18 protein-coding genes are annotated in these 16,717 nt (G+C 60.5%); 4 read left to right on the top strand and 14 right to left on the bottom strand.

The window, feature by feature from the left end:
• Nucleotides 1-59: 59 nt before the first annotated feature.
• On the bottom strand, nt 60-1,445 hold the full coding sequence (locus tag K349_RS0108890; RefSeq protein ID WP_029165497.1) for a phosphomannomutase/phosphoglucomutase: 1,386 nt from the start codon (nt 1,443-1,445) through the stop codon (nt 60-62).
• Nucleotides 1,446-1,578: 133 nt separating this feature from the next.
• Between K349_RS0108890 and K349_RS19145 the strand changes: the two genes are divergently transcribed.
• From K349_RS19145 to K349_RS0108875, 3 genes are all read left to right on the top strand, one after another.
• Nucleotides 1,579-2,511 carry an AEC family transporter gene (locus K349_RS19145; RefSeq protein ID WP_029165496.1) on the top strand — a complete coding sequence of 311 codons (933 nt, stop codon included), beginning with the start codon at nt 1,579-1,581 and terminating at the stop codon, nt 2,509-2,511.
• Between the two features lie 324 nt (nt 2,512-2,835).
• Nucleotides 2,836-3,426 carry an NAD(P)H-dependent oxidoreductase gene (locus K349_RS0108880; protein WP_029165495.1) on the top strand — a complete coding sequence of 197 codons (591 nt, stop codon included), beginning with the start codon at nt 2,836-2,838 and terminating at the stop codon, nt 3,424-3,426.
• A gap of 195 nt (nt 3,427-3,621) precedes the next feature.
• Nucleotides 3,622-3,987, top strand: coding sequence for an EamA family transporter (locus tag K349_RS0108875; RefSeq protein WP_029165494.1), 366 nt, complete (start codon nt 3,622-3,624; stop codon nt 3,985-3,987).
• A gap of 305 nt (nt 3,988-4,292) precedes the next feature.
• On the opposite strand, the gene citF is transcribed toward K349_RS0108875, so the two are convergent.
• The 10 genes from citF to K349_RS0108820 all read right to left on the bottom strand — a co-directional run bounded on the left by citF (nt 4,293) and on the right by K349_RS0108820 (nt 13,694).
• Entirely contained in the window at nt 4,293-5,846 is a 1,554-nt protein-coding gene (gene citF / locus K349_RS0108870) for a citrate lyase subunit alpha (RefSeq protein WP_084460309.1), read from the bottom strand.
• Complete coding sequence (locus K349_RS0108865; protein ID WP_029165492.1) at nt 5,843-6,721, bottom strand: HpcH/HpaI aldolase/citrate lyase family protein; 879 nt, start codon at nt 6,719-6,721, stop codon at nt 5,843-5,845. Before K349_RS0108865 ends, citF begins: the two co-directional genes overlap by 4 nt.
• The gene (locus tag K349_RS0108860) at nt 6,718-6,990 is read right to left on the bottom strand and encodes a citrate lyase acyl carrier protein (RefSeq protein WP_029165491.1); all 273 of its coding nucleotides are present in this window, start codon (nt 6,988-6,990) and stop codon (nt 6,718-6,720) included. Before K349_RS0108860 ends, K349_RS0108865 begins: the two co-directional genes overlap by 4 nt.
• Nucleotides 6,991-7,101: 111 nt before the next feature.
• Nucleotides 7,102-8,358 (bottom strand): isocitrate/isopropylmalate dehydrogenase family protein, encoded by a 1,257-nt coding sequence (locus K349_RS0108855; RefSeq protein WP_029165490.1) that lies wholly within the window; start codon nt 8,356-8,358, stop codon nt 7,102-7,104.
• 142 nt (nt 8,359-8,500) lie between these two features.
• Nucleotides 8,501-8,995 carry a 3-isopropylmalate dehydratase small subunit gene (locus K349_RS0108850; protein WP_029165489.1) on the bottom strand — a complete coding sequence of 165 codons (495 nt, stop codon included), beginning with the start codon at nt 8,993-8,995 and terminating at the stop codon, nt 8,501-8,503.
• A 2-nt stretch (nt 8,996-8,997) separates the two neighbouring features.
• On the bottom strand, nt 8,998-10,254 hold the full coding sequence (locus tag K349_RS0108845; protein ID WP_029165488.1) for a 3-isopropylmalate dehydratase large subunit: 1,257 nt from the start codon (nt 10,252-10,254) through the stop codon (nt 8,998-9,000).
• Between the two features lie 31 nt (nt 10,255-10,285).
• The gene (locus tag K349_RS0108840) at nt 10,286-10,816 is read right to left on the bottom strand and encodes a LeuD/DmdB family oxidoreductase small subunit (protein WP_029165487.1); all 531 of its coding nucleotides are present in this window, start codon (nt 10,814-10,816) and stop codon (nt 10,286-10,288) included.
• A gap of 22 nt (nt 10,817-10,838) precedes the next feature.
• A complete protein-coding gene (locus K349_RS0108835) occupies nt 10,839-12,119 on the bottom strand; it encodes a 3-isopropylmalate dehydratase large subunit (protein WP_029165486.1) in 1,281 nt (426 codons plus the stop codon).
• Between the two features lie 118 nt (nt 12,120-12,237).
• Complete coding sequence (locus K349_RS0108830; RefSeq protein WP_029165485.1) at nt 12,238-12,798, bottom strand: HD domain-containing protein; 561 nt, start codon at nt 12,796-12,798, stop codon at nt 12,238-12,240.
• A 182-nt stretch (nt 12,799-12,980) separates the two neighbouring features.
• On the bottom strand, nt 12,981-13,694 hold the full coding sequence (locus tag K349_RS0108820) for a FadR/GntR family transcriptional regulator (protein WP_029165484.1): 714 nt from the start codon (nt 13,692-13,694) through the stop codon (nt 12,981-12,983).
• 342 nt (nt 13,695-14,036) lie between these two features.
• On the opposite strand from K349_RS0108820, the gene K349_RS0108815 reads away from it, so the two are divergent.
• A complete protein-coding gene (locus K349_RS0108815; protein ID WP_029165483.1) occupies nt 14,037-14,522 on the top strand; it encodes a hypothetical protein in 486 nt (161 codons plus the stop codon).
• On the opposite strand, the gene thiE is transcribed toward K349_RS0108815, so the two are convergent.
• Genes thiE through thiD form a run of 3 tightly spaced genes read right to left on the bottom strand, consistent with a single transcriptional unit; the run spans nt 14,452 to nt 16,714 of the window.
• Nucleotides 14,452-15,075, bottom strand: a complete 624-nt coding sequence (gene thiE / locus K349_RS0108810; RefSeq protein ID WP_029165482.1) for a thiamine phosphate synthase — start codon at nt 15,073-15,075, stop codon at nt 14,452-14,454. The genes K349_RS0108815 and thiE overlap by 71 nt on opposite strands.
• A gap of 2 nt (nt 15,076-15,077) precedes the next feature.
• On the bottom strand, nt 15,078-15,911 hold the full coding sequence (gene thiM / locus K349_RS0108805) for a hydroxyethylthiazole kinase (protein WP_029165481.1): 834 nt from the start codon (nt 15,909-15,911) through the stop codon (nt 15,078-15,080).
• Nucleotides 15,896-16,714: a bifunctional hydroxymethylpyrimidine kinase/phosphomethylpyrimidine kinase gene (thiD, locus tag K349_RS0108800; protein ID WP_029165480.1), complete on the bottom strand. Its 819-nt coding sequence runs from the start codon at nt 16,712-16,714 to the stop codon at nt 15,896-15,898. The genes thiM and thiD overlap by 16 nt, the downstream gene beginning before the upstream one ends.
• Between the last annotated feature and the right edge of the window lie 3 nt (nt 16,715-16,717).

Genomic DNA, 16,717 nt, shown 5'->3' with positions numbered 1-16,717 from the left:
TCGGTGCAGCGGAATATCCCGTGAAGAGACGGTTTTCTGGAAAATTTCCGGAAAGAATCTCAATAGGTCCACTCAAAGGGGACACCGCCTCCGAGGACGATGCGGCGGTGCATGTCCTCTTCGATCTCCCGCAACGCCGAAGGTGTTCTTCCCTCGCATCGGGCGACGAGAATGGGCTGTGTGTTGGAGGCCCGCAGCAGTCCCCATCCATGGGGGTAGAGAATGCGCACGCCATCCACGGTGATGGCCTCGTGCGTTTTGAGCGCTTCCTCCCGCACTGCAGCTACCACATGGAACTTTTTGTCGTCGGGGCAGGGAATGCGCGTTTCTGCCGTGCTGTAGTAGCGCGGGATGGTGCGGACGATCTCCGAAAGCCTGCGTTCCTCGAAGGACAGCAGGCGGAGGAGTCGCGCCGCGGCGTAGAAGGAGTCGTCGAAACCGTAGAACTCGTCGGCGAAGAACATGTGTCCCGAGACTTCGCCTGCGAAAAGAGCGTTGATTTCCTTCATTTTTGCTTTGATGAGGGAGTGCCCCGATTTCCAGAAAAGAGGAACGCCGCCGAGGCGTTCCACTTCCTCCACCAGAGCCTGGGAACTTTTGACTTCGATGATCGCCGTTGCACCGGGGTGTTTCGGAAGGATTTCTCTCCAATAGAGTGCCATGAGCGTGTCTCCGAGGAGCATCTCTCCCGCGTCGTCCACCACACCGAGTCGGTCCGCGTCACCGTCGAAACCGATGCCCAGATCGGCTTTTTCCCGGAGGACCGTTTCCGTGAGGGTCTGGAGGTTTTCTCGTACGGTGGGGTCGGGATGGTGATTCGGAAAGGTTCCGTCGGGCTCCGCGAAGAGAGGGAGCACGTCGCAGCCAAGACGCCGAAAGAACTTTTCCATGAAGAGTCCCGCCGTGCCGTTTCCCGCGTCGAGCACCACCTTGAGTTTTTTCGGCCCCAGAGTGATTTTGCGGCAGAGCATCTCCACATACTCCTCGCCGATGTCGGCCCGCTCGAGGACGCCGGGGCGTTCCGCCACGAAGAAGTGTCCTTCTTCGGCGATGCGGCGAATCTCCTGGATCTGCTCCCCAAAGATCGTGGTCTTGCCGAGGGCGAGTTTGAGGCCGTTGAATTCCTTGGGATTGTGGCTGCCCGTAACCATGACGCCGCCGTCGCAGCCGAAATGGTAGAGGCTCCAGTAGAAGAGGGGGGTCATGACGGTGCCGATGTCGATGACGTCCATGCCGGTGCTGCGCAGTCCTTCGATGACATCCCTGCGGATCCGTTTCGACGAAAGGCGTATGTCACCGCCGACGGGAACCTTTCGGATGCCCTTTTCGGTGAGGAACGTTCCGTAGGCCTTGCCGACCGCGATCATGACCGGAGAAGTGAGTTCCTCCTCCGCGAGGCCGCGGATGTCGTATTCGCGAAAAATGTGAGACGGAATGTGTGCCAAGTGCGTTGCCTCCTCTGTGCAGCTTTTCCGAAGGACTCCTCGCGTCGTCCTCCTTTGGTTCTGGATTCCAAACGGCGCTTCTCGTACACTCAACTATACACGCAAGCAGCGAAAAACGGAAAGGGGTGCCTCCGTGCACGGATTTCGAATGGTTCTCCCGCTGACCTGCATCATGCTCATCGGATATCTGGCGAAGAAAAAAGGGTTTCTTCCGGACGCGGTGCTCCCATCCATCAACGGCATTCTCTACTGGATCGCCATCCCGGCGCTGCTTTTTCGGACGACCCTTCGCATCGGCGGAGAGGGGATCGCCCAGATGAACCTCTTCTGGGCGATCCACGCGGGATTTCTTCTCGCACCTCTGACGGCATGGATTCTCGCCCGTATCTGTCGGAGCGAACCGCGGCGGGCGGCGGTGTCCGTTCTCATGGCAGTCCGCTCGAACAACGTCTTCATGGGTGTTCCCGCCATCACCATCGCCATGGGGCAGGCTGGCCTGGACGCTCTTTCACACTACCTCGCCATGGGGCTTGTTGGTTATAATGCCATCTCCATCCTCGGCGCGCAATTGGCCTCGGCGAACAAGCGCCTTACACTGCGCAGCGTCGGGATCACTTTGCTGCGTGTGCTCGCCAATCCCCTGATCGTGGCCACTGCGGGAGGGCTTCTGCTGAGCCGGACCTCCCTGCAGCACCTTCCCGAATGGATCGACACGGTGCTCAAGACCCTGGGAGACACGGGAAGCGGTATTGCCCTGCTCACGCTCGGCGCCTCCCTCGATCCGGGGCGGTTTGTCCGGGGGCTTCGCCGGACCGGGAGAGACGTCGTTTTCAAGCTCTTCATTCACCCCGTCATTGCCTGGGGAATGTTTTGTCTCTGGCCCACGGAGCAGATTCTCACCCAGGCCGTGGTACTCGTCTCCGCCATGCCCCCCGCGGTGAACAACTTCATCATCGCCGACGGCATGGGGCTGGATGCCGAATATGCGGCGGACGTGATCGCCGCAGGAACGATTCTTTCAGTGCTGACCCTGCCCCTCTGGGTGCGCATCCTCGGTATCGGCTAGCGCATCGGTTGTCCCTGTGCTCTTTTTTTGTCGCGGAAGCCGCGCCGACTGAGCGAGGTGTCTGTTTCGACCCCGGAAGGGCCGGGAGCGTCGCGATGCAGCCGGGGAGGAGCTTGGGACCGCGCCCGGGACAGTGGAGCCCGAAAAGAACGAATGCCGGTGTCCTCGTGAGGAAGCTCTTTTCGTAGTTTGTAGAAGAAAAGGATCGGGTGTATGTGCATGCTCTCTCAAAGTTGACAATTCCGCCAGAAAAACTACACTTATGAAAGATACGTCGGTTCCGAAAGAGAAATTTCCCAAACCATGACAAAGGGGGTTGTTTTCATGAAGGCGCTTCTCGTCTATGCCCATCCGAATCCGAAGAGTTTCAATCACGCCGTTCTCGAAGCGGTGAAGGAGGAATTTTCGGCTGCCGGTGTTGCCTTTGACGTGCGCGATCTCTACGCTCTTTCCATAGACCCTGTGTTGAAAGCCGAGGATTTCTTGGCCCTCCGGGAGGGGAAAACCCTCGCGGACGTCGCGGAGGAGCAGCGTTTTGTCAAGGAAGCGGATCTGTTGGTAGTGATTCACCCCGTGTGGTGGTTCTCCTTGCCCGCCATCCTCAAAGGGTGGATCGATCGCGTGTTCTCTTCGGGCTTCGCCTATGCCTCCGGGAAAAACGGCACTGAAGGACTTCTCAAAGGGAAAAAAGTGGCCATCTTCAGCACCACCGGTGGAAGTGAGAAGGACTACGACACCTACGGTTTCAAGGGCGCGATTCGTACAGCCGTGGACAACGGCATTTTTGTTTTCTGCGGCATGGAGGTGATCCTGCACCATTTCATGCATGCCGTTCCCGCCGTTTCCCAGGAAGAACGGGAGGCGATGCTCGTCCAGGTTCGCCATCTCGTGCGGGAGAAACTTCTTTCGGCGTGAGCCGACGGTTTCTCCGCCGAGACAACGGAGGTAAAACAGGTTCCGGAGCAAGAAACACAACCCTTGAAAGGAAGAAGACTGGTCGTACGGCGGTGCTTTCGCAGTGCGACCAGTCTTTTTTGTGCCGATCCGGGGTTGCCTTCCCCCGATTCTTCCGCTAGAGTCGCGGAAGTGAAAAGAAAAGGGAGTGGTCGCATGGAACCTCTCGTGCTGTTTCTGGTTGTGGGAGACATCCTGCTCAATGCCGGTGCCCACGTTTCGCTGAAAATGGGGATGTCCTCGAAAGGTCCCGTCTCTTCCGGAGGACTCTTCGGTGCCGTACGAAGGATTCTCCTCAATCCCTTCGTCATAGGCGGCATGGCCGCCTATGTCTGCTCCTTCGTGTTCTACGCGGCGCTTCTGTCGAAGATGGATCTTTCCCTCGCGTTTCCCCTCTGTACCAGCACGGCCTTTTTGCTCGTCCTCGCCGCATCGGTGTTCCTTTTCCGGGAACGGCTCAACCGACGCCGAGCCGTTGGCGCCGCGGCGATTCTCGTGGGTATCCTGCTCATTTCTCTCTGAGAACAGAAAAACGTTCCGAAAATCAAGGAATCTCTGAATAAGGCTGCGTCAGCCCCGCAGGGTGCCTCGCAGAGCCTGATGCGGCCCGAGGTCAAGGGAAAGCGAAAGGCCTTTATTCAGAGCTTCCTCAAATTTGAAAAACAGCCGCCTTCGACTGCATGTCGAAGGCGGCTCGGGGCGAGGAAGAGATGTCACGGCGTGTGTGCGAACGCTAGAGTCTCCGTTTCAGGAAACTCTGGGGCGAACGTCCGGCTTCCCGGTGCGAACTTGTGGAAGGGAAGCTCCTTCCTCTTTGTGCGATAAGGCTATGCCTTGGCCTTCAACTGGCGCACCACGTCGATGACGGTGCCGTCACGCCATTCGATGACGCCCACGATGCGCTCCTCGGTCTGCACGGGCTCCATGGGACCGACGAGTTGCTTTGCCTTGGCGAGGAGTTCCTCCATGGAGAGGAGGGGGAAATTCCCTGCCTCTTTGGCGGCGTCGATCAGGTCCTGACGACGGGGGTTGATGGTGACGCCGTACTCGGTGACCACTGCGTCCACAACCTCGCCGGGGGTCGTGACGGAATAGACCGAATCCACCACGCAGGGAATGCGTCCCCGGAGGAGGGGCTGGCTGATGATGGTCAGCTTGGCCCCGGCGGCGGTGTCCTGATGGCCGCCGATGCCGTGAAGCAGCGCGCCGTCAGCCTCGGTGTTCACGTTTGCGTTGAAATCCTTGTCCAGCTCCGTGGCGCCGAGGATGACCACGTCGAGCATGTTCACGGCGCATCCCTTGTTCCAGGGATTGGCGTACCAGTCGGCGGAGATCTCCACGTGGTCAGGGTTCGACGCGATGGAGCGCACCGCTTCGAGGTCGAAGGACTGCACGTCCAGAAGACGTTCCACGTACCCTTCTTTGAGCAGGTCCACGAAGTACCCCGTGATGCCTCCCAGACCGAAGCTCCCCTTCACCTCTCTGCGTTTCATGGCTTCCTTCATGAAGGCTGTCACCGCCAGCGGAATGCCCCCCGCGCCGGTCTGGAAGGAGATGCCGTTCTTGAAGTAGGGGCTGGCCTCGATGAGCTGGGCCGCATATCTGGAGATGAGGAGACGCAGGGGATCGCGGGTGATCTGGGTTGTTCCGGAGACGATTCCCGCGGGATCGCCGATGCTTTCCACGGCCACCACGAAATCCACGTAGACCTGAGGGATGGACACGTTGCCGATGGGATAGGGCTGGAGGCAGTCCGTCACCGCCACGACACAGTCCGCGTACATGGCGTCCGTGAAAGCGTACCCAAGGGAACCGCAGGCCGAGTTGGAACCGACACCGGAGAGATTGCCGTATCTGTCCGCCCGGGGTGCGGCGAGAAAGGCCACGTCGATGTGCACGTCACCGCAGGTGACGGCCCGAGGGCGGCCTCCGTGACTGCGGAGCACCACCGGTTCCTCCATGCCTCCTTCGGAGACGAGCTGACCGATGGGGCCGTTCACGGAGCCCATGATCCTGCGGATGACGCCGCTCTTGATGTGGGGAATAAGTTTCTTGTGCACGCCGAAGAGAGCCGTGGGGAAGAGGGTGAGATCCCGGATGCCCATTTCCGCGCAGGCGTCGATGACCATGTTCACCACGTAGTCGCCGTTGCGGAGATGGTGATGGAAGGAGACGGTCATACCGCTCTTCAGTCCCGATGCGGCGATGGCGGCTTTGATGTCGGGAAGCACCTTGTCCGTGCAGGTGCCGAAAGTGGCCTTGATGCGGCCCCCGTCTCGGTTCCCCTCGGGAACGCGTTTGTCGTGGCCGAGGAAGGGCTTTACCACCCCGTAGCCGGGAATGGATTCGGGCAGCTCCCGCCCAAGCGCGTTGCGGATCATGAGTGCACCTCCTCGAACAGTCCGGCCCGGATCAGGGTGAATTCCGCCCGTTTCACCACGGGGCGGTCCACCATGCGCCCGTCAACGGAGACGGCGCCAAGACCCCGCTCGGCGGCCTCTTTGGCGGCGGCGACGATGCGCTTTGCTTTCTCGATTTCCTTCTCCGTGGGCGTGAACACGTCGTGGATGATGGGGATCTGGTTCGGGTGGATGACGCTCTTGCCGTCGAACCCGAGTTGCTTGATGAAGCTGACTTCCTTCCGCAATCCTTCGTCGTCGGTGATACGGGGGAACACCGTATCCAGGGCGTCCACCCCAGCCGCCCGGGCGGCGAGAACGAGCATCTTGCGCACTCCCTCCAACTCGGTTCCCTCGGCGGAGCGATTGGTCCGAAGATCTGCCGTGAGGTCTTCGCCGCCGGGGATGATGGCGGTCACGCGTTTCGAGGCCGTGGCGATCTCGTAGGCGCGCCAGATCCCCTTGGCCGTCTCCAGAAGACAGAAGATCAGCGTTTTTCCGAGCGGAACGCCCGCTCGGGTTTCGATTTCCGAAAGCGTTTCGTCGAGCAGGACCATATCCTTTGGATCTTCCACTTTGGGAACACGAATGCCGTGAATACCTGCGGGGACAACGGCCTCAAGATCGTCTTTCCAGTAAGAAGTGTCCATGCCGTTGATGCGCACCGTCACCTCGCAGTCACCGAACTGCCCTTGCCGAAGCACGTCGCGCACGAGAATGCGGGCCGCGTCTTTTTCGCGCATTGCCACGGCATCCTCGAGGTCGAGGATGAGACCGTCGGGTTTGAAGAGGTGTCCTCGAAGAAGCATGTTGGGATTGTTTCCGGGAAGATAGAGCATGGTCCTTCGGAGTCTCATGCGGTGTCACCTCCCCGATAGCGGGTCAGCGCGGCTTCCGTTCTGGCCTTGAGGATCAGGTCCAAAGCGCCGTTGTCCTGGATGGAGATGGAAAGATCCGTGGCGCCCATGGCAGTGGCGACTTCCTGTACGGCCTTGCGCATGGTGGGCGCGAAACGGGCCGTGGCGGCGCCGGAGAGCTGAATGGAAAGCCCGCTTCCCGGAGCGCCTTCGCTGACCGTCACGAGGCAGTCCATGGACTCCACCGTTCCGGCCGATGCCGTTTTCATGACGCATTCCTCCTTGCCTTGGATTCTCGATTGAATGAGCGAGACTCGTCCCGGACGAACAAAGGGGCTCGCCGCGGCGAGCCCCGATAGTGTGTTCCAAGGGCCGTCGCTTTATTCGTCGAAGCCGACGGTCTTCGTCCAGTCGCACATTTCCTTCGCTTTCGCCCTGGCGCTCTCGATGCGAGCCTCGGAGATGCCGGGAGTGATCTTTCGGGCGATTTCGGCGGCCATGTCCAGGGTGGAGGCGGCGTTTTTCTCCCAGTTCGGGTCGCCCCGGAAGTCCCGGAGCACGTCGTAGGTGAGCACCTTGCCTTCCACCAGCACGTCGCCGATGGCCTTTTCGATCTTCGCACCCGCTTCATCGAGACCGAGATATTCGAGCATCATCTTTGCGGTGAGCAGGATGGCGCTGGGGTTGACCCGGTACTGATGGGCGTACTTGGGAACGGAACCGCTGCAGGGTTCGAAGATGGCGGTCTTCTCGCCGATGTTGCCGCTGGGAGCGAAGCCGAGTCCGCCCACGAGCTGGGACGCCTCATCGGAGAGGATGTCGCCGAAGACGTTGCTTGCCACAATGACTTCATAATCCTGGGGATTCTTGATGAGCCACATGGCGGTAGCGTCGGCGTTCTCTTCGATCGCCTTGATGCCGAACTGCTCGTATTCCTTGGCCACCTGGAGGAAGATCTTCTTCATCATGCCGTCGGTCTCCCGGATGACGTTCGCCTTGTTGCAGTTGTGGACGGTCTTGCGTCCCGTTGCCTTTGCGTACTCGAAGGCAGCCCGGATGATGCGCTCGCATCCTTCCTTGGAGAAGACGCGCCAGGACACGGCCACTTCGGAGCACTTCTTGAAACGCTCCATGCCCTTGTGGACGTCGTAGAGTTCCTTGGGAAGGGGGTTGAATTCCACGGCGGCGTAGAGATCTTCCGTGTTCTCACGGAAGAGGACGAGGTCGATCTTGGGGTCGCCCTTCAGCGGGGTACCGACGCCGGGAAGGACCTTCGCAGGGCGCAGGTTGATGTAGAGATCGAAGAGCTGCCGCATTTGAAGGATGGCGGATTTGAAGCCTTTCACGCCTGCCTTGGAGGTGATAGCCGCCATGAGGGTGGCATCGGCGTTCTCGATCTTCTTGATCGTCTCGGGGGGAACGGTGTTGCACCGGGGGTCGCCCTCGCCGAACTTCGCGATGGACTTCTCCCACATGCACCATCCCAGGTCGGCCCGGACGAAATCGATGGGGAGATCCATGGTGTTCAGGACGAGCATTGCCGCTTCCATCATGTCAAAGCCGGAATCGTCTCCGGGCATGTAGCACACGGTGTAGCGGTCTTTCTTCTCCTTCACCTGCAGAACGTTGCGGGTCATGGGCGGATTCCCTCCTTAAAATGTGTGGTGAAACTCGATTTTTCCTCTTCGCCCGCGATCCGCCTTCGACATGATGCCGCGGATCGTGGAGTACCGGGCCCGCCGTTTCCAGGGGCGGCGGGCCCGCGCCGGTTCGAATGGATCAGCTCAGCCCCAGGGACTTCTTCACGTGGGGAATGAGCCCTCCGTCCTCGATGAGCCCCCGGACGAATTCCGGATAGGGTGGGAAGGGGAAGGTCCCCTTTTTCGTGACGATCTGGCCCGCATCGAAATCGACGGTGACTTCATCGCCTGCTTCGATGGCGTCGACGGCTTCGGGAGAGACGATGATGGGAAGGCCCTCGTTCAGGCAGTTTCGGTAGTAGATTCGGGCGAATCCCTTGGCGATGATGGCGCCGATTCCGCGCTCCTTGAGGCAGGAGACGGCCTGCTCACGGGAAGAGCCGCATCCCCAGTTCTTGCCGGCCACGATGATGTCTCCCGCCTTGGCGGATTTGGTGAATTCCGGGTCGAGGTCTTCCAGAGCCACCTTGGCCATCTCGGCGCGATCCTTGATGGTGTAGGTGTATTTTCCCGGGAAGATGACGTCGGTGTTCACATCGTCGCCGTACTTCCAAACTTTTCCGGTGATTTTCACGACTACAGCACCTCCCTCGGATCGGAGATCTTGCCGGTGAGAGCCGAAGCGGCCACGGTGAGGGGGCTCGCCAAATAGATGAAGCTCTCTTTGTTGCCCATGCGCCCCTTGAAATTCCGGTTTGCTGTGCTGATGCAGGTCTCGCCGGGGGCGAGGATTCCCTCGTGGTTGCCCATGCAGGGGCCGCAGCCGGGATTGGCGATGACGCAGCCTGCGTCGAGGAAGGTGTCGAAGAGTCCCTCTTTCATGGCCTGGCGATAGACTGTCCAGGAAGCGGGGATGACGATGGTCCGCACGGCTACCTTGCGTCCCTTGAGGATCTCCGCCGCGGCGCGGAGATCTTCGATGCGGGCGTTGGTGCAGCTCCCGAGGAAGGCCTGGTGGATCTCCGTTCCCTTCACTGCGTCAATGGCGGCGTAGTTGTCCACCGTGTGGGGTTTTGCCACGCAGGGAACGAGATCGCCCAGATTGTAGGCGAGTTCTTTCGCGTAGATTGCGTCGGCGTCCGCCCAGATTGCCTCCCACTTGTCGCTTTTTGCCTTGCCCTTGATGGCGTCGAGCACTTTCTCGTCAGGAGGGCAGACGGCGTTCTTGGCGCCCATCTCGATGCCCATGTTGCACAGGGTCATCCTCTCCGCCACGGTCATGTCGGCGATGCCCTGGCCGTGGAATTCCACGGACATGTAGTCCGCACCATCGGCGCCGATGTCGCCGATGATCTTGAGGATGAGATCCTTGGCGGTGACTCCTTTCTTGAATTTGCCCGTGACGGTGATCTTCAGGCTCTCGGGGACCTTGAACCAGATCTTGCCCGTCGCCCAGGCCGCGGCCATTTCGCTTCGTCCGATGCCGGTGGAGAAGGCGCCGTAGGCACCGTAGGTGCAGGTGTGGCTGTCGCTGCCCACCATGATGAGCCCCGGAAGGGCGAAGCCCTCTTCACACATGACCTGGTGGCAGACGCCGCCATTGGACATGACGTCGTAGAAGTGAGGAATGCCCTGTTCCTTGACGAATTCCCGGATCTCCTTGTGGTTTACCGCATGTTCGTCGCTGGGGGCCGGTACGGCGTGGTCGAGAATGAACACGAGTGCGTCGGGTTTCCAGACGTTTTTGACGCCGATCTTCTTGAAGGTCTTGGCGATGGGTGCGGCGTTGTCGTGGCTCATGCAAAAATGGGGCTCCACGGTGACCACATCGTTGGCCTTGACCTCATATCCGGCGGCTTTGCCGAGAACCTTTTCGGCGAAGGTCTTGCCCATGGTGTGTATCCCTCCTTGCGATGTCTCTCGCTCAGGCACTCTTCGCTGCCTGTTCCTTGAGATACTCGATAAGTCCTCCCGCGGCCATGATGTCCTTTTCGAGATCGGCCACGGCGTCTCCGTGGAAGGTCTTGCCGTTGGTAACGTCCTTGATCTCACCGGTGGCGAGGTTCACTTCGAGTTCATCTCCGTCGTTGATCTCCTTTGCCTTGATGGCCTCGCTCAGACCGTTCACGAAGAGCACGGGGTAGCCGTTGTTGATGGCGTTCCGGTAATAGATGCGGGAAAAGGACTCGGCCAGTACTACGGGTATGCCTGCGAACTTGAGGCAGTACACGGCATGTTCCCGGGAGGAGCCGCAGCCGAAGTTCCGGCCCGCCACGACAAAATCGCCCTCTTTCACTTCCTTTGCGAAGTTCTCCTTGCCGGGATAGTATTCAAAGGAGAACTGGGGCATTTTCTTGGGATCCGTCTCGGCGAGATACTTGTTGTGGTAGATGAGGTCCGTGTCCACGTCGTCGCCGAAAACCCAGGCACGTCCGCGCAGAATTGTCTGTTCCATCTTCGTGTCCTCCTTGGTCGCCCTAGCAGAGGATATCCCGCGGGTCCGTGATGACGCCGCGGACAGCGGAAGCCATTGCCGACATGGGACTCATGAGATAGGTGTGACTTCCCTTGCCCACCTTGCCGATGAAGTTCCGATTTGTGGTGGAGACGCCCACGTCGCCGCTGGGAAGCACGCCGTAGTGCTCCGCGGTGCATAGGCTGCAGGTGGGATTGGTGAAGATGACCCCGGCCTCCAGGAATTTCTGGATCATGCCCGCCTCGGCGCAGCGCTTCATGGTCTCCCTCGTCGCGGGGGTGATGATGGTGCGCACCGTGGGGCTGATCTGGAAATTCGCGGCCTTGAGCACGTCGAAGGCGGCGGCGATGTCCTCGAAACGGCCGTTGGAACAGGAGCCGATGTGTACCTGATCGATATGGTTTCCCGCGACCTCCCGGACCTTCTTCACGTTGTCCGGCGCATCCGGGCAGGAGGCGAGGGGTTCCAGGTCGTTGACATCGAAGGCGAGTTCCTGGCAGTAGACTGCGTCGGGATCGGCGGCGATGGCCTTCACGCGTTCGTCCACTTCGCTCCCGGCTCTCGCCCGGAGCCAGTCGAGCACGTCCCCGTTGGGAAGGATGAGTCCAACCTTGCCGCTCATCTCGGTGACCATGGAGCAGAGGGTGATGCGATCCGCGAGGGTGGAGTTTTCAATGGTCTCGCCGTAGAACTCCACGGACCGGAAGAACATGCCGTCCGCACCGAGAGTTCCCACGAGAAGGGTGAGGAAGTCGCGCATGCAGACGCCCTTCTTGAAGGTCCCCGTGGCGGTGATCTTCATCGTCTCGGGTACGCGGAACCAGTTGGTTCCCTTGAACCAGGACGCCACGATGTCCGTGTTCCCCACGCCGGTGGCGAAGGAGCCCACGGCGCCGAGAAGGTTCATGTGGCTGTCCGTGCCGAGGATGACATCGCCGGGTTTGACCAGACCGTTTTCAAGGAGCACGTGCTGCCCGATTCCCCAGTTCACGTCGAAGACTTTGGAAATCCCTTGTTTCTTCGCAAAATCACGGATGATCTTCTGGTTCTGGGCGACCTTTTCCGCATGGGCCGGTGCCTGAAGATCGAAGGTGAAGGCGATCTTTTCCGGATCCCAGACCTTTCCCTTCTTTTCCGTCACTTCCTCAAACTGAAGAACACAATTCGCCCCGCCGAAGTCGCGGGCGGTGGACCAGTCGATGTTGCACCAGACGCGGTCACCGACCTTCACTTTTTTGCCCGAGGCTCGCTCGATGATCTTTTCGATCATGGTCTTGCCCATTGTTGCACCACACCTCCTCTTAGAATTTCGTGCTTTCCGTAACAGCATTCCGAAGAGGGCGCCGCATCCCCTCTGGACGAAAACGACGCGGTGCCCTCAAGAGATCATCTTCGGTGGCTTACTTCAGCAATCCGAGGAAGGACTTGATGCTCTCGAAGTTGATGAAGTCGCACTTGTTGATGACCACTGCCTCGGGGCTCCGATAAGCGCCGTCGCCTTCGTGGGCGTGAACGGCGATGGTGTGGGCGATGCGGGAGTTGACGCCGTTCCGCATGGCAAGACCGGTTCCGGAGAAGGGATGCCGGAGGTCTTTGCCGAGACGGGACTTGACCATCTTGCCTTCCGCATTCTTTTCGTATTCGACGAGCTTCCCCACATCGTGGAGAAGAGCGCCGGCGATGAGTGTGTCGTGGTCGAGTTGGAAACCACCGTTGTCTTTGTACAGAGCGTTGAACTCGTCGTAGATGACCTTGGCCATGCGGGTGACGCCCCGGGTGTGCACGAGGAGCGACGCGGGGCAATCGGGGATGAGAAGCGTAAAGGGGATCCACTCCATGTCCTCGGGCTGCCAACCTCCGGTCTTCAGCGCGTCCTCATAGGTGGCGAAGACGCCTTCCTTGATCTTCGGGTCCTGGATCCACTCGATTTCGGGCATCAGGGCAACCAGTTTCTCTCGCATGAACATCCCTCCTGTTGTGCTCTGGGCGGAGACCATTCTCCACCTCTCCATGCACGGCTTGTCCCGTGCGGTGACCTACAGACTCTTCGTCCTCTCGAATTTCCTGCCTCGGTGAGACGGGGAGAGCGTCGCACAACGTCGGTTGCGCGAGCGCCTGCGTTCCGTCCCCACTCTTTTTGCCGTCACGATGCGGAATGGCGCCTCGTTTCGAGGGCCATGGCTTCCTGCAGGGTCCGGTAGATGCGCTCGATATGGCCCCGAGCCTCTCGGGAAGCCTTGTCGATGTCGTGATCGAGGATGGCCTCGTAAATGCTTTGGTGTTCGCAGAGAAACGCTTCTTTGTCGGCAAGCAGCGAATAGATTCGCTCATGGGTGGCCATGATGAGATTGAATTCCATTTTGACGATGTTCGTGAAAACGAAATTCTGAGTTGCTTCGGCCATGACGAGGTGGAAGTCGAAATCCGACTGCGCGCGGTGTGCGATGGTATCCATGTCTTCGCCGGTGACGGAGAGAACCCGGCGGAGTTTTGTGTGGTCCGAGGGAAGTGCCCGTCTCGCGGCTTCGGCGGCAATGGCGGGATCGAGAACGCGTCGGGCTTCCATGAGTTCCAGAATTGCCGCATCCTCGAGTTGGGACGTGGTGGAGGAAGCACTGGCTTCGCTTCGGGGCTTGCGGACAAAACGCCCCTTGCCGGGAATGCTCTCGATGAGCCCCATGAGTTCCAAGACACGAAAAGCCTCGCGCAGAGAACTCCTGCTGACGCCGAGTTCCTCCATGAGTTGTCGTTCCGGAGGCAGCGGATCTCCCAGACGGAGTTCACCGTTGGCGATGAGCTCCTTGAGTTCGTCCACGACCTTTTCGTAGATTCGGGTCTGTTTGACGCGTTTATCCATGTCTGCCGGCGCCTCCTTCGATTGGACCACCCAGTGCACTTTATATACCAAGCGGCTCTTTTGCGCAAGGGTTCCCAAATAGTCTTTCAATTCTGAGTTGCCATATTTCCCAAGGTGTTTCACGTCGGAAAGGCTGTTTCCGAGACGATTTTTCCGGAGGCCAATCGCTTGGTGTGCAAGGGTTTTAGAAGTTATTTCATGGAATTTCGCAGCGACGTGATCAGGGAATTTTCAAGGTGATCGAAGCAAGAGGGACGAGGGTGGTGGTTTAGTACAAAAATGTTTTTACCAGCATGTGGTCCGACCACTAACCAAAAGGAGGGCTCTCTGGCGTTCGCGGACATGAAGGCCATGAAGGTGACGGACATCATCGCATCCAGTGTCTCCGCGAAAGCCTCTCTTCTGGGCAAATCCGTTCCGGCGGACGCGGTGGATCCGAATGCGGTGGAAGTCATCCTCGCGAAGGCGGGCAAGGAGGTCAACCGCGGAAGGGGGACCGACGCTCTTGGAGACCAGTGGCGGGCAGGTTTGTGGCTGGCGAACGAGCTGCTCCGCCTGGGATGGAGCTTTGACGCGGGGGATGCTCTCCTCACGGGTGCGCTGGAAAACATGATTTCCGGCGAAGAGAGCAGTTACGGTGCCGACTTCGGCCCTCTGGGGAATCCTGGGGAATCTTTCCTTCCGGATCGTTCCGTAATCGTTCGTAGTGCGTGTTTCGCGGTGCACATCCATCGGGAAGGGCAGTGTTGCACCGCCCTCAAGGAATGTGCGCCGCGAATTCCCGGGTCGCCTTCTCAGGCTCCGCCGAGGCCACCACGGCGGCGATGACCGCGACGCCGCAGACGCCGGCGTCAAGGACGCAGCGTACCCGGTCCGGAGTGATGCCACCTATGGCGATGGCGGGAAGGGAGATCCGGGAAGTCACATGTCTGATGCCCTCCGGACCGAGGAGTGTCGTGACGGTCTTGCTCGCCGTGGGAAACGCGGCGCCGATGCCGAGATAATCCGCACCGTTCTGCTCCGCCTGGAGGGCTTCCTCGACGGAATGGGCCGTGGCCCCCACGAGGAAGCCCGGTGGTGCGAGACGTCGCGCTTCCGGAACGGGGAGGTCCGATTGTCCCAGGTGCACGCCGTCCGCGCCGGCTGCGAGAGCCACGTCGATGCGGTCGTTCACGATCAGGAGCGCCCCGCAGTCGTCGCAGAGGCGCTTCAATGTCACCGCAGTCTCATAGAGTTCACGGGTGGATGCGTTCTTGTCCCGGAGCTGGATGGCCGTGGCACCTCCCCGCAGGGCACACAGCGTCTGTTCCTCCAGGGAACGCGGCGCCCCAAGGATGCGATCGGGAATGACGCAGAGCCGCAGGCGTTTCCGGAGCGTCATGGTCATGCCTCCTTTTCCTGAAGAAGCGTGCAGCGGCGGAGTTCTTCCGCAAAATCCGACGGCTGGAGCAGGAAAAGTTCGTCAAGAAGGGCTGCCCGAAATGTTCCGGGACCGGAACTTTTCCTCTCCGCTCTTTCTGCGCAGCGCTTCATCGCCACGACTCCGGCGAGTCCTCCGGCGACATGCTCCCCTCCGCAGGCCCCGGCGAGCATGAGGGAGCCGAGGACGCAGCCGCTTCCGGAGATGGCGGGCAAGAGGAAGGATCCTCCCCGGATGGCGGCGACGCAGGAACCGTCACTGAGCAAATCCGTTTCTCCCGTGGCGCAGACGAGAGCGCCCGTACGCCGGGCCAGGGACATCACCGCCTCGGGAACGGCCCTCGCCGAGAGCGCATCCACGCCGCGGAGGGTGCCCTCGTGTCCGGCGAGAAGGGAGATCTCGCCCCGGTTCCCCTTGATGATGCGGATCGCCGGGTTTTGCAGCAGGTCGTCCACGATGCGTCTGCGGTAGGGAGTGGCTCCGTAGCCGACGGGGTCGAGGAGTGCAAGCCGCGCCCCCGCAAGGGCGTTCTGTACCGCCGGCAGATCCCGCCGTTCCAGGGCGCCCACGTTGCAGAGCACCCCGTCGGCCATGGCGGCGAGGTGCGCCGTCTCTTGCGTCTCCCGGGACATGATCGGGGAGGCTCCTACGGCGCACACCGCATCCGCCTGGAACGACGCGGAGATCCAGTTGGTCAGGTGATACAGGAGCGGCCGCTTTGCCTTCATGCCGGCCCAGACCTCGGTCAGGGCCGCTCCATCCGCCTTTTGGAGAAGGGATTTCAGTGTGCGGGGCATTCCGCTCTCCCCGCCCGGGCGTGTCCCAGGGTACCCCAACCCTTTCCGGGGCGGAAGCCGTGTTCCAGAGCGCGTCGGAGATAGCGCCGTCCTTCCTCCGCCGCAAGGATGAGGGGGCTCCCGGACGCCAGTTCCGCCGTAATGGCCGCGCTCAGCGTGCACCCCGTGCCATGGGTGTTTCTCGTCTCCAGACGGCTGTCCCGGAAGGTCACGAGCGTGCCCTCCGCGAAGAGCACATCCACGATCTCGTTTTCCTGGGGAAGATGGCCGCCTTTGACGAGAACATTGGGAACGCCCAGGGTGGCGATGCGTTCCGCGGCGCGCCGCATGTCCTCCACCGAGGAGATCGGCTGTTGCGCCAGGCGCTCCGCCTCGGGAACATTGGGTGTTACCAGAAGCGCCAGGGGAAGCAGTTCGTCCCGAAGCACCTCCACCGCCTCGTCGGTGATCAGGGATGCGCCGCTTTGCGCCACCATGACGGGATCCACCACGAGAGAAGCGATGTTCCAGCGGCGCACGCCCGCGGCGACCTCCCGGATCGTTTCGGGGCGGGAGAGCATGCCCGTTTTTGTTGCGCCGATGGGGAAGTCGGACCAGAGGGCATCGATCTGTGCCCGGATCATCGAGGGCGGGATGTCGAAGATTGCCTCCACGCCCAGGCTGTTCTGGGCCGTGAGCGCCGTGATGACTGTCGTTCCGAAGACGTCGAGAGCGGCGAAGGTCTTGAGGTCCGCCTGAATGCCCGCGCCGCCGCCGGAGTCGCTGCCCGCGATGGTCGCCGCGAGTCCGCGGTAGGATGTCATGCC

Origin of the sequence: Aminiphilus circumscriptus DSM 16581 (assembly GCF_000526375.1) — a bacterium.
In the GTDB taxonomy this organism is placed as follows: Bacteria; Synergistota; Synergistia; order Synergistales; family Aminiphilaceae; genus Aminiphilus; species Aminiphilus circumscriptus.
The sequence above is the reverse complement of the archived record's forward strand: the minus strand, read 5'-3'. Positions and strand labels throughout refer to the sequence as shown.

Bases quoted from the DNA above. Each gene is read 5' to 3' on its own strand.
- K349_RS0108880 (WP_029165495.1), top strand. From the start codon at position 2,836: ATGAAGGCGCTTCTCGTCTATGCCCATCCGAATCCGAAGAGTTTCAAT.
- K349_RS0108875 (WP_029165494.1), top strand. From the start codon at position 3,622: ATGGAACCTCTCGTGCTGTTTCTGGTTGTGGGAGACATCCTGCTCAAT.
- citF (WP_084460309.1), bottom strand. From the start codon at position 5,846: ATGATCCGCAACGCGCTTGGGCGGGAGCTGCCCGAATCCATTCCCGGC.
- K349_RS0108865 (WP_029165492.1), bottom strand. From the start codon at position 6,721: ATGAGACTCCGAAGGACCATGCTCTATCTTCCCGGAAACAATCCCAAC.
- K349_RS0108860 (WP_029165491.1), bottom strand. From the start codon at position 6,990: ATGAAAACGGCATCGGCCGGAACGGTGGAGTCCATGGACTGCCTCGTG.
- K349_RS0108855 (WP_029165490.1), bottom strand. From the start codon at position 8,358: ATGACCCGCAACGTTCTGCAGGTGAAGGAGAAGAAAGACCGCTACACC.
- K349_RS0108845 (WP_029165488.1), bottom strand. From the start codon at position 10,254: ATGGGCAAGACCTTCGCCGAAAAGGTTCTCGGCAAAGCCGCCGGATAT.
- K349_RS0108840 (WP_029165487.1), bottom strand. From the start codon at position 10,816: ATGGAACAGACAATTCTGCGCGGACGTGCCTGGGTTTTCGGCGACGAC.
- K349_RS0108835 (WP_029165486.1), bottom strand. From the start codon at position 12,119: ATGGGCAAGACCATGATCGAAAAGATCATCGAGCGAGCCTCGGGCAAA.
- K349_RS0108830 (WP_029165485.1), bottom strand. From the start codon at position 12,798: ATGCGAGAGAAACTGGTTGCCCTGATGCCCGAAATCGAGTGGATCCAG.
- K349_RS0108820 (WP_029165484.1), bottom strand. From the start codon at position 13,694: ATGGATAAACGCGTCAAACAGACCCGAATCTACGAAAAGGTCGTGGAC.
- K349_RS0108815 (WP_029165483.1), top strand. From the start codon at position 14,037: ATGAAGGCCATGAAGGTGACGGACATCATCGCATCCAGTGTCTCCGCG.
- thiE (WP_029165482.1), bottom strand. From the start codon at position 15,075: ATGACGCTCCGGAAACGCCTGCGGCTCTGCGTCATTCCCGATCGCATC.
- thiM (WP_029165481.1), bottom strand. From the start codon at position 15,911: ATGCCCCGCACACTGAAATCCCTTCTCCAAAAGGCGGATGGAGCGGCC.
- thiD (WP_029165480.1), bottom strand. From the start codon at position 16,714: ATGACATCCTACCGCGGACTCGCGGCGACCATCGCGGGCAGCGACTCC.